This is a genomic window from Vibrio taketomensis (assembly GCF_009938165.1).
GTDB classification, from domain to species: Bacteria; Pseudomonadota; Gammaproteobacteria; order Enterobacterales; family Vibrionaceae; genus Vibrio; species Vibrio taketomensis.
Map to the genome: position 1 here is coordinate 390,723 of NZ_AP019650.1, position 14,644 is coordinate 405,366.

A 14,644-nucleotide genomic window follows, 5' to 3' on the forward strand; every position below is an offset into this window, starting at 1 on the left:
TTGGGATCAATACAAAGTGTGTAATATATTGTTTTTTTGTACTCCACTTACTACACTCATATCTTTTAGAAATGAATTCATCCAGATTTTTTATGTTATTTGTATCGATAGATTTATTTACTTTATAGCATCTTTCTATAACGTCTAAATTTATCTCATTTATGCTTTCAAGGTCGTGTGTGCTATCAAAGTCAAAGGACAATTGCTTTAGCTTTCTTACCTTATTTGAGAAATGTTTAAATATGGGCTTTTTCCCACCGAGAAGTGATGATTCCTTCTAAAAATAAGACTCGTCTATTCTACTAACATTATCAAAAAGTACTCTCTAGATATATGATCTGCAATTGCTCCAACTCCACTTGTAATTACTTTTTATATACAAAATCTTTAGCTTTCCAGAAAGAGTCTAGTTTTTCTACTTGGACATCACCTTCATCTATAAATGACGCTCTTGCCAAAGAATACTTATCATACTTCAAGTTAGCATTAACAAACGATAAGCTTTTTGAATTCCATCAATAGTATCAATGTTAATTTTCGAGTTAAATATGTCTGAAAATTCTTCTTCAGAGTTTTGTTCAACTAAGTCAATGACAGTATCAATGCTGACTTGGTCTTCGAGAATTTTTGAGAGAAAATTCTTTTCTTTAATAACTCGATTACCCGCCACATGGTGATTAATACCGAATTCATCAAAAATGAAGGCTCCATGCTATGGGACAATGGGCATGCCCAATATCATGAAGAAGTGCAGCTACTACAAGGTGATCCTGTACTTCTTCATCATAGTTACGTTGTTTCGATATAAATAGCGCCAACTTGGCTACATCAAGAGAGTGGATATACCTATTACTCTTAGTTTCTGGCGATAAGTAATCGATAGCCCTAGAAAAGAAACTTGCTTAAGGCGTTGAAACTCATCAGAATTGATAATTTTGAATAAAACGAATTCGACAGCAACATGTTGCCCATGTTTCTATCGATATCACTTTCTTCATAAAATCAAAAACAACCAAGTTACTTTCATGTCTAGCCATATTAGGTATCTTCTGTAATTCTCTCGCAAGCAAGGGAGAGATGATTTTACATACAACATAGTTCATCGTCTAGCGAAGAAAAGTTGTACGCATAACGATCACATCCTACTTAGATTATAGTTAAAGTCGATCTTAAACCGTTTCAACATCCAGAATAATGTACTTGATAGACAAAAGGTTTGGTAGTGTTGACATAATATGAAAATAGATAACATTACTGTGAATCACATTTGTTTAACCCGACTTTTAGATGCATCGGGTAACATCCTGAAATTATAGGGTGTTTTAAAGACGCGAAGATTGTTCTAGGGTTCAAATCCTATCTCTCCGCCACATTCAAAAAGCCCGCTAAAATCTAGCGGGCTTTTTACGTTTTGGATACCGGATTAATTCACCGGTTAGGATTGGCTGAGACAATGGCTTTCCTTACAACCTGAACATTTTGCCATTCACTAAAAGTCAGTCGAGCGCACTTTCAGCACATATACGCCCTCAAAGGTTTAGCAGAGCATGCCACGGTCAGGCCGCTTAACAACCAGTGCATGCTCGCTACTCTGCTTCTAAAGCCTTCTGAATTTTCGCTTGGTTTTCTCGGATAAACTCAATAAACAACTGGGATTTCAGCGGCAGATACTTTCTATCTTGGTAAACCATCAACATATTTCTATTCTGTGGAACCCATTCTTGTAGTACGAAATGGACTTGTTTACGTACTTCTGGAGCCCGAAATAAACTTGCGGGTAAATAGGCGAACCCAGCTCCAGATAAAACAAGCTGTTGAGTAACATAGAAATCGTCACATACAAAGCTCGGAGTCTCATTAACTTCGACAATTTCTCCGTTGTTCTCAAAACGCCACGGTAGAAAGTAGCCGTCAACATGGTTACGAATACACGGCAGATCAAAAAGCGCCATTGGGTGATTTGGTGTCCCCATCCGCTTTATTAGCCTATGCGAGCCTACAATCACATAAGGAACAGTAGATAAGTTCATCGCTATCATGGCTGAATCATGCAATGGGCCAAGGCGAAATGCGAAATCAATATTTTGTTTGGTGAGATCTTGAAAACGATTGGAAGAGCTCAGGTTCAACTTAATTGTGGGGTAGCGAACCGAAAACTCAGCAAGTAGTGGTGCCAAAATATCTTGTGAGAATGCATGAGGCGCGGTAATCGTTAATGTACCCACGGGTTGATTTGAATGTTCTTCTGCTTGGTTATAAAGCTCTGAAACCGTATCAGCAATTAACTGCGCTTTAGGAAGTACGTGCACTCCCAACTCTGTTAGTGATAATGAGCGAGTTGAGCGATTTAATAGTTTTCCGCCCAGCTCTGCCTCTAACTGCTGTATCTTGCGACTTACCGTTGTTGTCGGTACTCCGAGTTGCCTTGCGGCTTCAGCAAAGCTATTCAATTCGACCACTTTTGCTAATAGAGGTAGTGCTGAGATTTCTTTCATTTAGAGCTCAAAGTTATTATCCCGTATTTGGGATATTGAAACTCAACTTAACCATCTAATCAACAAATACGAAATTAACTATAGTTACGTCACACCAAGTAATATTGAAAACAACGGGGTTTATGATGGATATTCTAGTTCTAGGTGCAACGGGTAACACTGGTTCTGAAGTGGTTCGCCAACTTAAAGAAGCTGGCGAAACTTTTGGAGTAATGGCTCGCAACGCAAATGCAGCAGAGGCACTTTCTCTAAGTACAGAGCAAGTTCGCATTGGTAGCTTTGACGATGTAGCATCAATGACTTCTGCACTAGCAGGTATCAAGAAAATCTACGTAGCGATGCCGGCGCACCCAGAAAACGTACAGTGGACAACGAACGTTATTGAAGCAGCAAAAGCGGCCGGCGTTGAGCATATCGTTAAACTCTCTGGTATGGGCGCAAAAGCGGATGCAGGTTCGGCAATCATTCGCACCCACGTAGTCACTGATGATCTATTGAAAGCCTCTGGCATCACGTACACCATTGTTCAACCTAACTCGTTCTATCAAAACCTATATGGCAGCCTAGAAACGATCAACAGCATAGGTAAGTTCTTCCTGCCTCTAGCTCAAGCAAAACAAAGCGTTATTGATATTCGGGATGTGGCTGCTGTCATCGTTGCTTCTCTTACCAAGTCAGGTCACGAGAATCAAACGTATCTGATTTCCGGCCCAGAGGCGCTAACATTTGCAGAGCAAGCGGCAATCCTAAGTGAGGAAGCGAATAAAGAGATAGAGTATGTCGCGGTGCCACAAGAAGCAGCGGAAGCAGCAATGAAAGATGCGGGAATGAATGACTGGTTGGCTGAAAACCTAGCAGAGATCTTAGCGTGGTTTGGTGAAGGTCACTACACAGATGTGACGAATACCGTCGAGCAAGTGACAGGCAATAAACCGCGTACCTTCCGTGCATTCGCGAAAGAGTTTGCTCACGCAGTTAAATAGCGGCACTAAAAAACAACATCTCTTCTTTCACTGTTGGTATTTATAGTTTGAGGTAGCTGATTTCAATATTGGGCTACCTCAGTCTCTCTCTGTTAGGGTAACGTCCTCGCCTCTTTCTTAACTTCCTCTGATTCTAAATTGTACAGTTCACATTTTGCCCAATGAGTGGGTGTTTCTCGCGTTAAATATTGGCATTCAAAACAGCAGGCTTGGTATAACAAATAAAACGACGATAAATCATGGAAGACAAAAGCAATGCCGATTCATTTTCATCAACTGATTGCAAAGGAAAATAGCTCAACGCTTCGTATCGATGACTGGTACATTGAAACAGGACAACCTTGGGGCATTTTTAGCTCAGAGGGGATATTGGCTCGATGCTTGGTGATTTGCTGTGCGGTGAAATTAAACCTGAGTCTGGCGAGCTAACAATAGAAAATCACCATATTGCCCAAGTCTCCCTATCTGAACAGCAGCGATTGCTAGAGCAGGAGATTGAAAAAGACGATACCGATTTTCTTGATCGTATTGATCATGGTAGTTCAGTGTATGAGTTAGTTTTTGAAATGAGTCAAGATGAAGGTTTGACACAAAATCTGATAAGAGAACTCGATCTTTCTCATTTAGTAGAAACAGGATTTCGAGTACTTTCAACCGGAGAAACAAGGCGCGTAATGCTGGCACGGGCGCTTGCCGCAAAGCCTGATGTCGTGTTACTCGATAATCCATTTACAGGATTAGATGTAGAGCACCGAGCAGCATTAGCTTGTTATCTTCAAACGCTGTCTCAATCGGTACAGATGTTGATTACCTTTTCGCGCGAATCCGATATGCCGGATTGGGTAGAGCAGATTGCTCTGTTTAATGGTGGTCAGCTCGACAGTACCATGGATAAACAAAACTGGGATCAGCACCCAATCATCGCCCAGATCAAAGCTCAGTCGACGAAGCAAAGTGAAGAAATGATGGGCTTGGTTCGTCAGCATCAACACTCAACGCAGTTCGACAATCCAATCTTTGAGTTGAAAAACGGTAAAGTGGAATACATAGAGAAAACTATTTTTACGAATTTGAATTGGCGTATCGATAACGGTCAACACTGGCAAGTTAAGGGGCCAAACGGCTGTGGTAAGAGTACCTTATTAGGGCTGATATTTGGTGACCACCCACAATGCTACAGTAACGATATCCAAATTTTTGGCAAAAAACGCGGCAGTGGCGAAACGATATGGGAAATTAAGCAACATATCGGCATGGTCTCGTCAGCTTTGCATCTTCAATATCGTGTAAATTGTCGCGCTTGATGTGATTTTGTCGGGCTTTATGACTCCATTGGTCTTTATTCTCAACCGAGCAAGAAGCAAATTCAAATTGCCAAAGAATGGTTAACGATTCTGCATATGAGGCAGTATGAAGCAACTTCGTTTAAACAATTGGAATATGGTCAGCAGCGCTTACTATTGATTGCCAGAGCGATTGTGAAACAGCCGACATTGTTGATTTTGGATGAACCTTATCAAGGCTTGGATTATCTTGGGCGAATGCTGGTAAAAAATACCCTAGAGCTGATTGCCAAAGAAAATCTAAGCCAACTTCTCTACGTTTCACACTATCAAGAAGATGACTTGGACAGCATTCAAAATTATCTTGAGTTCCAATTTGATCAAGAAGCGCAGTGCTACAAAGGGATAGTGACAAAATCGGCTAGCTATAAGGCTTAATCAGATTGTGAGCGTTAAATGTTACATGGCTTAAATACACATCAAGCGCCTTAAGGCGCTTGATGTGTATTTGATGTTTTTAACAGAATTACGCTTTAGCCATTTGCACAACCGATTGGTTTTTACGCATGGCGTATAAGCAGAACATTAGGAACCAAGCACCGCTTACGGCCATACCGATCATTGCTGAATGGGTATAACCAATCGCTACGTAACCGAGTAGGGCACCAAATGCTACGGAGGTTGCGTAAGGAAGCTGTGTTAAAACGTGGTCCATATGGTGACAACCTGCACCAGTTGCAGACAAAATACTGGTGCTTGAGATTGGTGAGCTGTGGTCACCAAATACCGCGCCGGCCAGTACTGCTGCCAGCATAGGGAGTAGCATTTGAATATCACTTGCTGCAGCGATATCGCCCGCAAGCGGAAGCATGATGCCGAATGTGCCCCAGCTAGTACCAGTGGCAAATGCCATCGCACAAGAAAGAACGAAGATTACTGCAGGGAGCATTTCAACTGGAATGTTACCGTTTGCCATCGAAGCTAGGTATAGACCGGTTTTCATATCACGTACTACCGCACCGATAGTCCATGCAAAGAATAGAATCACAATCGCAGGCATCATGGCGCTGATACCTTGCGGTGCAGCTTGTAGCCAAGTTTTTGCGCTAAGTTTTAGACGCAATGCAAGAGCAATGGAAACCACTAAACTACACAATGCGCCGTATACGAGTGATGAGCCAACGTTAGTATTCTCAAATGAGCCGATAACGCTAAATGGTAAGCCTTTCTCTGTTAGCACGGCCGCACCCGATTCAATCATGAAATAGACGGTCGCAAGCGTTAGCGTCAGGATAGGCAACACCATGTCAATCATGCCGCCATTGCTGTTTTCTGGTGTTTCAATATCAAGCCCTGTAGGGCGGCCGCGAGATTCATCCCACAATTTCCCGTCTAGTGCCCAGTCTTCGTGCTTACGCATTGGACCGATATCGAGTTGGAATGCAATCACACAAAGTACCATCACCAAAGTGAACACCGCGTAAAGGTTCATTGGGATCATTTCAACAAAGGCAGAAATCGGGCTTTGGTCAGTCACGTGATGCGCAGCCATGATGCCGCCGATCAAGGCGATGATGTAAGCACCCCAAGACGAAATTGGCATCAACACACACACAGGTGCCGCGGTTGAGTCCAAAAGGTAAGCCAATTTCGCGCGAGAAATTTGGAAACGGTCGGTTACCGGGCGGCAAATCGCCCCCACTGACAGGCTATGGAAAAAGTCATCGATAAAGAAGATAAATACCATCAGACCAGTTAGAGATTTAGCGCTGCGGCGATCTTTACAGCGTACTGCTGCCCAATCAGCAAAGGCTTGAGTTGCACCAGATACGCTCATTAAGCTGATCAATGCGCCCAGCAGCAACATGAAGATGATCATGTTGGCGTTTTCGCTGTTCAATGCACCATCGGCCCAAACCAAGTTCAATACTTTATCGAACAGGTAATGCGCGGTTTCAAGTGGGGAGAAGTGGTTTAGCATTAATGCACCAGCCACGATACCCGCGCCAAGTGATAGCAACACGCGACGTGTCGTCACTGCTAGAATCACCGCCAAAACCGGCGGTATAACAGACATTAAAGAGTCTGAAAAATTTATGAGGTTCATAATCTCTACACCTACTGCAATAAGGTGGAGATCTACCGAAAAGAGGTGTAACGAAGACGTCTGAAGGAATGACAAAACACTTGTTACCCCTTCAGGTAGCGCTCCATAGGAATTAATACTATGGCAGTTCTGTGCCTATTCGACACAGACCCAGCCACTTGGTTTGATGGCTCAAGTGACTTCGGCGCTGACTCCTTTCTCCGGCATCATCGGGATCATCCTCCGCTCGGTTACTGATAGGCAGCGCGCCTCTACTGATTAAGGGTTTGCTGCGCAATGATAACAGCCGAGCAGCGCAAAACAAGTATTAAATCGTGCCAATTTCATAACTGTTCGTATATCAATCTATTGTTGCGTACATTGAACATTTAACTTTATGTGAATATAGGGTCGCTACAAATCACTGAAGCCAAATGTTAACAAACTGAACGCTACCGCAAGAGAACCATAAAGCCTTTGTGGCTCTGTATCCAATCCACTTCGCTCTGTTTGACCTGACAAATGGTGTGAGGATTAGTGTAAACTCCCCTCATCATCTACCAATCGTGAACCGCTAGTTTGTACCCAGAAGAAAATCGAGTAAGAAAAGCCAGACGTATTGAAAGCGTCATGAATTCTGCACTGTGGCATTTAGGTCAAAAAGATCTCACTGAAAGTGAATTGCTGGCTAAGTTGAGAGTCAAAACTGACAACGAAGAGTGGATTACTGACACGATAGAAAAACTACGCGATTTTGGTTATCTGAAATCTGACAAGCAGTTTGCTGAGCAGTTTGCTGAACGTTCGTTTTTTGGCGAATATGGCAGCGAATATATTCGTGACAAGTTGAAAAAGAAAGGAATCGAAGAAGCGCTGATTGATGATGCCATTCACAAGGTAAAAGCGCAGCTTAATATTGATGAGCAAGCGATGCTCAATGAACGCATTAACAACTATTACCAAGAGTTTACGATGAGTAAGGAAAAGCTCATCACAACGCTGCAAAAGCGAGGTTTTAGTTATGCTCAAGTGAATCAGGCGATAAAGCAGCATGCTTGCAGCGAACAACTCAAAACCAACCTTGAAATCAAGGCTGAAAAAGCGGATCTTGAAAAAGAAGTATTGAAATATGCTCGCAAAGGCAAAGGGTTGACGGTCATTCGGCAAGAATTGCGTCAACGTAAAATTGATATTACGGAACTTGATGCGTTAGTAGAACGGTTGATAAACCGCGAGCAGCTCGATTTCTATTCATCTTGTCTAGGACAACTCAGTAAAAAATCCTACGACCTATCCGTTCATAACGAGCGCAGTAAAGCTTATGCGATGTTAAGTCGAAAAGGTTTTTCTTCAGATGAGATTAGGTTTGCGATGGATGAGTTAACGCAATAAAGAACTAAAACTGGATTATAACGGATTACGTTGAATCGTCGTTGGTTAGAGGTACTCAAAATGAAAGTGGTATGTGAAACAGAGAGATTAATCGTCAGGCAGTTCGAATACAGTGACGCCGAATTCATTGTGCAATTACTTAATGAAGAATCGTTTATTCGTTATATCGCGGATAAAAATGTCCGCACTATCGAAGATGCGTGCAATTATTTAACTCAAGGGCCGATGGCAAGCTATGACATGTATGGTTTCGGCTTGAGTATGGTCTGCCTTAAAGAAACCCAAACACCGATTGGTATGTGTGGCGTGCTAAAACGCCCGGAGTTGGATCTCCCTGATTTAGGTTATGCGTTTCTATCGCAATACACGGGGCAGGGTTATGCGAGTGAAGCGGCTATTGGTGTGCTTAATCATACGCTTATAACGTATTCACTTGATTCGGTCTTGGCTGTGACGTTACCTGCAAACACTCGATCTAACCGATTGTTAAGCCGCGTTGGTTTTTCTATCAAAGGCGACGTGATGTTGTATGGCTCCCCGAACACACTTTACGAGTTTCTTCCCAAGTAACGTCAAGGAAAGGGATTTATCGTCGTCGCTGTGATTCGTCATGGTGCGGTAGACACAATACGAAAGTAGCGAGTTTTATGCGGCTAGATCGCAAATCGCGAGCAGACTTCAATGCATTGCTACTAGCCTCGCTAAGATAGTTTGAGTGATGCATCGATTAAAGTGAGAACAGAAAAGGATGTTGTTTTTACACTTTCCCTCAAGAATAGAGATAGTAGCAATAGTACTTGTTTTATTTCATCTGAGCGGCTGCAGTGCAAGCTCGATGCAAAAGCAAAGTGGGGTCGATTATTTTAGTGAGGAAGCAGTACGAGAATTGGTCCTGGCTGCGGAAAGAGGCGATGTGGATAAAATTGACTATCTCATCAACCAGCAAGGGATTGATGCAAACTCGACTGGTGTTGGCGGAACAACGCCTTTAGCTTGGGCTCTCTCATCACAAAATTACCAAGGCGCTGAAGCATTGTTGAAGTTTGGCGCGGATCCAAACCAGCAGTTTGAAAAAGGGTATACCCCAATGTGGTTTGCTGCTGGTGGTGAAAATTCGGCACTACTTGAATTATTACTCCAATACGATGGCAATCCGGACCAATGGAAAGGGACGAGTAACTTGCTAATGCTTGCGGTGCGCCACGAGCGAATGGATAACTATGAATTATTGCTTGAGTACGGTGCCGATATTAATAGTCATGACTATTTGAGCAATAGTGTTGCTACCTATTCTGTTTATCGAGAGCGATATGACATTTTGCATCGAGTTCTGCTAGACGGGTATTCATACAATTTAACGGACCTGGCACAACTGGTTGAGCGAGCGTCGAAAGTAATTCCACAAAATCAAACCAAATGGGTGACTACGGTTAGAGCAGAATTACAGTTGCAGGGTGTTGACTATCCGTTGCTACCAACCCCAAAGGCGGAACCGATTAGATTGACTGAGGATGTGCGTAAAAAATTAGAACGCTGGGAGAAAGAGGGAAAATTACCGCCCAATTCAAAGGGTGCAGCACTGTTAAAGCAAGATCGAGCAATAAGCGACGCACCTTAAATACAAAACGCCGATTATTGACGCGATTTTAGTCGATACAGACTGTAGGATTTTTCTTACTGCATCAAATTTATTCTTTCAAAAATGACCCATTCCATCAATTTAATGGTCTGTATAGATTTTATATAAAGTGAATTATTTGTAATTCAAAACTCATATAATGCAATAACTTACTTTAACTTGTAAAAGATGTTTCATGGTGTGCGATGCTTGTCTTTTGTTGTTTTGATAAATGAAATTGATCGATCGTTTGTTGTTATGATGTCGACAATGCTTATTTATTAGAATCTTAATTTGTAACGTGTAAGTTGTGCAGTTGTGATGTTCATTCCAAATAAGTGGTGTATTCACTTGGATACCGATGAATTCTTATTTTTCATATAAATTAAACTTTTATAATCGGTATTCGACCATTTAATCTTGGTAATATGAAAACAAAATATCTAGCTTTCGAAGAGGTTTGTATTTAATAGCATTAGCTAATGTTGTTTGATGCTTGAATCTAATCAAGAGAATTTAGTTATTCTCTCTTCGTAATAACGATCAATCAGTAAAATTATTAAATCGCCAACTCATTGTTAGCGAAGGGTTTGCACATCTTAGTAATGTTAAAACACAATCGTTTAATAAAATGTCATTGTAATATTAGTGTCATAAAAATACGTAGGGTATTGATGGGCACGGTTGTATTTATGCTTTGTAAAGAGGAGTTCTAATTGTCAGCCAAGTATTGGTTGAATTGGACTTAAGGGGGATATATGGAATTATTTGTAGCTAAGGAGTCGAAAAGTAATGTGTAAAGAACATAAGATGATACTTATCATTATGTTTTTATTAGCCATTCCATGTTTGGCTGTGCTTTACTATGAAGAAAGCAATGTACTAACGATGCTCGAAGATAGCTTTGTACTATATACGCTACTTATCGCGCTTATTGCTTCTATCACCCTTGGCTTTTATGTTTCATATCGTCCAGTTACTCAGGTTACTGAGCGAATCAACGCCATGCTTCTCTCTGCAAATATTTCTGATTTTAAACCACTCGCCATTAGAACGAGTTCTTCAAACATCATTGCTCTTATCTCCTCAATTAATGATTTGATGGCACGATATGTAGCTGAAATAGAATCTATTACCGATCAAAGCTACAGAGACCGTACTACATATTTACCGAATAAGTTGTGGCTTAATGAGCGTTGCGAACATGTGAGATTTGGCGCGTTATTATTGATACAGGTAGAATCAGTGAATAATATCGCTGAAAGTCTCAAATTCGATGAATATGAGGACTTTATGCGCGCTATCTCCAGTGCGTTATCCAACACACTAGAGCAAAGCGTGGTAATTGCTCGCGTGGATTCCGATAAATACGCCCTAGGACTCGAAGATGAGCGCAATATCGAATCTGTTATTCGTCAAATTTTAACCTTAGAAAACGTCACATTTGATATTTGTTCACATGCGATTTCTGTGGAATTTTTGTTTGGTATATCCTCCGCGTGTGAAGGTGAGAAATCGAAGGCGAGTACCTTGCTGGATGACGCGAAGTTGGGACTGTATGAAGCCCGAAGAAGCAACATTAAACAGGCACATTTCGACAGCTCAATGCGTTTGAATAACAGCGAGAAGATTAGGGCTTACAACAAGCTAAAACAAGCGGTTAAAAACGACGAATTTATTCCATATTTCCAACCAATTATCGATTTAACCAGCGGTGCGATTACTGGTGTAGAGGCGCTTGCCAGATGGAATGATCCTGAAAGAGGTATTGTTGGGCCTTATGCATTTATTGAGCTCGCTGAAGATACAGGCTTGATAGATGCTATTGGATTATCAATTTTCAAGAAATCACTGCGTTGGTATCAATGCAATCAACACCAACTACCCAGTACTTTCTGTATTCACGTTAATATCTCGATTCGACAGTTGATGAGTAGCAACTTTGTCGAGGAAATAAAACAACTCATGAACGATGTTGGATATTCTCATCGCAATTTGTGTTTTGAATTTACTGAATCCATCTATATGGAATCGAAACAAGTCATTGATAATTTAGTTGGCTTAAGAGAACTTGGCATCAGTTTTGCGATTGATGATTTTGGTACAGGATATTCATCGTTTTCATACCTGAGAGATCTCGACTTCTCGAGCTTGAAAATCGATAAGTCATTTGTTAGTGATGATAACGTAGAAATACTCAAGGCGATGATAAAGGTTGGTCGCTCGTTAGGTTGTGAAGTGATTGCTGAAGGTGTAGAAACGGCAGAACAATGCGCGCTTCTTCGCAAGCTTAAATGTCCGATGGTACAAGGCTACCTGTTTAGTAAACCGTTACCTGAAGAAGAGTTTACGGAGTTTATGCTGCACAACAATGAACAAAGCATGCTTAGCTTGTGCTGATCGTTAACGTGACAGTTACCTAAGTGTTCATCAATTTTGTGATTTGAGATAGGGCTGACCGGACATATGTCCTATCGGCAAATTTACCTTGAAATTAGGATTGGTCGACTTAACTTTAAGGTGCCTAAATGAATCTAGTGACGAAAACTTTGCTGTCGACCAGCATTTTGCTTGCCCTATCTGCGTGTACATCGCAGCCCTTGAATAATGCCGCCATTATAATCAAACATGCTCAAATCTTGCCAATGGATGGTAAGACAGAAATCATCGAAGATGGCACGATCGTGATTCAAGGCAATAGAATTATTGCCATTGGCGATGCGAGTATTGTTAAAGGCTATTCTGCCGATCAAGTGATCGATGCGCGCGGTAAAATCGTGATGCCAGGGATGATCAATGGTCATACACATATCGGTATGACGGCTTTTCGCGGCTTAGGTGAAAGTGGCGTAGAAAACCGCCTTAAGCAGGTAATGTTCCCGCTTGAAAAAGAAATGCTCGACCGCGACCTGATTCGCACTGCATCTCGTCAAGCCGCGATGGAAATGGCTCTTGCAGGTACCACAACCATATCTGACATGTATTACCACCAAGATGAAGTCGCGACCGCCGTGGCTCAAGTAGGTATTCGTGGCGTAATGGGTGAAACGGTGATTGGTTTTCCAGTCGTCGATGCGAAGCAACCTTATGGTGGTCTTGAATACGCAGAACAGTTTATTCAACAGTGGAAAGGTCACGAGTTGATCACTCCAGCCGTCGCACCTCATGCACCTTATACCGTGTCTGCAGAGTTTTTGGTGAAATCAAAACAGCTTGCCGATAAATACGATGTACCCTTGTTGACTCACTTAGCGGAGTTTCGTTGGGAAGACGCCGGTGTGCGTAAATTCTCCAAGCAAATGAGAGATGGCCAATCAGTGGTTGAGTACTTGGCGTCATTGGATGTGCTTGATGACAAACTGGTGGCCGCGCACATGAACTATCTCGATGCTGACGACATGGCGTTGGTCAAACAACACAATGTTGGTGTGGTTCACTGCCCGAAATCGAATTTAAAAGGTGCTAACGGGCAAACGCCTGCTTGGGAGATGCACAATCATGGCATCGATCTTGGCATTGGTACTGATGGCCCGATGTCATCAAATCAAAATGATGTGTTGACGGTGATGAGCTACACCGCAATGAACGCACGTACGATTCATAAAGATAATTCTAAGTTCTCACCTTATGAACTCGTTGAGCTTGCGACAATTGGTGGCGCTAGAGCGCTTAACATGCAAGATGACATTGGTTCATTAGAAGTGGGTAAAAAAGCGGATATCGTTATCTTTGAAACTGACTCGCCAAATATGCAGCCAAACTATGATCCATTCTCAACCATTGCTTTCTCGGCTTATCCGCAGAACGTTGAATACACGATTGTGAATGGCAAGATGATTGTCGAGAAAGGGGAGTTAGTAACGGTTGATTTGGCTGAGCACAATATAGAGTGGCGCAAAGTGACAGATAAAGTTGGTAATTTTGCTAAAACACTAAAATAATACCGGAAATTACGAACCACCTTTCGCTGCTTAGCGCAGTGGTAGGCGATGAGGCGCATTATTGATGCGCCTCTTTTTATGTGTTGAGCAAGCGGTGTTGATTGATGAGACGATCGAAACCGGCAGCTTGATAGAGATATGGGACATGATGCAAAACATTAGCGCCATTGCTGAGCGTGGACAAAATCGATTACTCGAACACATTTCTCAATCTAATCCTAAAGAGAAATTTTTCGCTAAAGGGGAGTACATTCTTCGCCAAGATCAAACGGTAGATTTCATCTATTTAGTGGATATGAACCTTTGCACGATTGAGTCTGCGAGCAACAATGGTCGCGTGTTTAGCTTTGGATTGTTTTTTTGCATTAACCAAATTTTTGGTGAGATGGAAGCCTTTACCGGTAAGTCATGCCAATTTAGCGTCAAAGCCTATGAAGATTTGACCGCGAAAGCCATTCCCATTTCCGTGTTTGAAAAGTTAGTGATTGAACACAATGATATTGCGATTTTTTTGGCCAAGAACTTAGCGAACAACTACCAAAATGCGACTCGAAATCTGATCTTCCAATTGCTGAATCCTATCCAAGCGCGAATTGTTTATGACATCGAACAGCGTGAGCTGAATTTAAAGCCCAATCGTTCATTTAGCATAGCGGTCAATGAATCGGAACGTTTTGGTTGTTCAGATCGCGTTTACCGCAGAGCGGTTAAAGAACTGCTTGATGCAGAAGTGATCAAAAAGCTTGATGGGAAGTTGGTCATCAATGATTATCAGCAGCTTAAAATGATGCTGCATCATACAGAGTTAACAATTGATCGCATTGGTAAATAATCATTCAAGCTTGG

The 14,644-nt window shown here is 41.9% G+C and carries 10 protein-coding genes, 1 pseudogene and 1 riboswitch; of the genes and pseudogenes, 8 read left to right on the plus strand and 3 right to left on the minus strand.

The window, feature by feature from the left end:
• Positions 1–692 precede the first annotated feature (692 nt).
• Together Vt282_RS21785 and Vt282_RS15445 are read right to left on the minus strand one after the other, a co-directional pair.
• Positions 693–881, minus strand: a complete 189-nt coding sequence (locus tag Vt282_RS21785; protein WP_415663466.1) for an HD domain-containing protein — start codon at positions 879–881, stop codon at positions 693–695.
• A gap of 705 nt (positions 882–1,586) precedes the next feature.
• Positions 1,587–2,495: a LysR family transcriptional regulator gene (locus Vt282_RS15445; protein WP_162063954.1), complete on the minus strand. Its 909-nt coding sequence runs from the start codon at positions 2,493–2,495 to the stop codon at positions 1,587–1,589.
• Positions 2,496–2,617: 122 nt separating this feature from the next.
• On the opposite strand from Vt282_RS15445, the gene Vt282_RS15450 reads away from it, so the two are divergent.
• Together Vt282_RS15450 and Vt282_RS15455 are read left to right on the plus strand one after the other, a co-directional pair.
• Positions 2,618–3,478 carry an SDR family oxidoreductase gene (locus tag Vt282_RS15450; protein WP_232055280.1) on the plus strand — a complete coding sequence of 287 codons (861 nt, stop codon included), beginning with the start codon at positions 2,618–2,620 and terminating at the stop codon, positions 3,476–3,478.
• A gap of 377 nt (positions 3,479–3,855) precedes the next feature.
• Positions 3,856–5,199: pseudogene (locus Vt282_RS15455) on the plus strand (ATP-binding cassette domain-containing protein).
• 88 nt (positions 5,200–5,287) lie between these two features.
• On the opposite strand, the gene Vt282_RS15460 reads toward Vt282_RS15455, so the two are convergent.
• Positions 5,288–6,868, minus strand: a complete 1,581-nt coding sequence (locus Vt282_RS15460) for a Na+/H+ antiporter NhaC family protein (protein WP_162063955.1) — start codon at positions 6,866–6,868, stop codon at positions 5,288–5,290.
• 88 nt (positions 6,869–6,956) lie between these two features.
• Positions 6,957–7,130: riboswitch (Lysine riboswitch) on the minus strand.
• A 347-nt stretch (positions 7,131–7,477) separates the two neighbouring features.
• On the opposite strand from Vt282_RS15460, the gene Vt282_RS15465 reads away from it, so the two are divergent.
• The 6 genes from Vt282_RS15465 (at position 7,478) to Vt282_RS15490 (ending at position 14,630) form a co-directional block, all read left to right on the plus strand.
• Positions 7,478–8,239: a RecX family transcriptional regulator gene (locus Vt282_RS15465; RefSeq protein WP_162063956.1), complete on the plus strand. Its 762-nt coding sequence runs from the start codon at positions 7,478–7,480 to the stop codon at positions 8,237–8,239.
• Between the two features lie 60 nt (positions 8,240–8,299).
• A complete protein-coding gene (locus Vt282_RS15470; protein WP_162063957.1) occupies positions 8,300–8,809 on the plus strand; it encodes a GNAT family N-acetyltransferase in 510 nt (169 codons plus the stop codon).
• Between the two features lie 265 nt (positions 8,810–9,074).
• Positions 9,075–9,857 carry an ankyrin repeat domain-containing protein gene (locus tag Vt282_RS15475; RefSeq protein WP_269472659.1) on the plus strand — a complete coding sequence of 261 codons (783 nt, stop codon included), beginning with the start codon at positions 9,075–9,077 and terminating at the stop codon, positions 9,855–9,857.
• Between the two features lie 792 nt (positions 9,858–10,649).
• Entirely contained in the window at positions 10,650–12,257 is a 1,608-nt protein-coding gene (locus Vt282_RS15480) for a putative bifunctional diguanylate cyclase/phosphodiesterase (protein ID WP_162063959.1), read from the plus strand.
• Positions 12,258–12,385: 128 nt separating this feature from the next.
• Positions 12,386–13,798 (plus strand): amidohydrolase family protein, encoded by a 1,413-nt coding sequence (locus Vt282_RS15485; RefSeq protein WP_162063960.1) that lies wholly within the window; start codon positions 12,386–12,388, stop codon positions 13,796–13,798.
• A gap of 64 nt (positions 13,799–13,862) precedes the next feature.
• Positions 13,863–14,630 carry a Crp/Fnr family transcriptional regulator gene (locus tag Vt282_RS15490; protein ID WP_162063961.1) on the plus strand — a complete coding sequence of 256 codons (768 nt, stop codon included), beginning with the start codon at positions 13,863–13,865 and terminating at the stop codon, positions 14,628–14,630.
• Positions 14,631–14,644 lie beyond the last annotated feature (14 nt).

Bases quoted from the DNA above. Each gene is read 5' to 3' on its own strand.
- Vt282_RS15485 (WP_162063960.1), top strand. From the start codon at position 12,386: ATGAATCTAGTGACGAAAACTTTGCTGTCGACCAGCATTTTGCTTGCC.
- Vt282_RS15445 (WP_162063954.1), bottom strand. From the start codon at position 2,495: ATGAAAGAAATCTCAGCACTACCTCTATTAGCAAAAGTGGTCGAATTG.
- Vt282_RS15470 (WP_162063957.1), top strand. From the start codon at position 8,300: ATGAAAGTGGTATGTGAAACAGAGAGATTAATCGTCAGGCAGTTCGAA.
- Vt282_RS15475 (WP_269472659.1), top strand. From the start codon at position 9,075: ATGCAAAAGCAAAGTGGGGTCGATTATTTTAGTGAGGAAGCAGTACGA.
- Vt282_RS15450 (WP_232055280.1), top strand. From the start codon at position 2,618: ATGATGGATATTCTAGTTCTAGGTGCAACGGGTAACACTGGTTCTGAA.
- Vt282_RS15490 (WP_162063961.1), top strand. From the start codon at position 13,863: ATGCGCCTCTTTTTATGTGTTGAGCAAGCGGTGTTGATTGATGAGACG.
- Vt282_RS15465 (WP_162063956.1), top strand. From the start codon at position 7,478: ATGAATTCTGCACTGTGGCATTTAGGTCAAAAAGATCTCACTGAAAGT.
- Vt282_RS15480 (WP_162063959.1), top strand. From the start codon at position 10,650: ATGTGTAAAGAACATAAGATGATACTTATCATTATGTTTTTATTAGCC.
- Vt282_RS15460 (WP_162063955.1), bottom strand. From the start codon at position 6,868: ATGAACCTCATAAATTTTTCAGACTCTTTAATGTCTGTTATACCGCCG.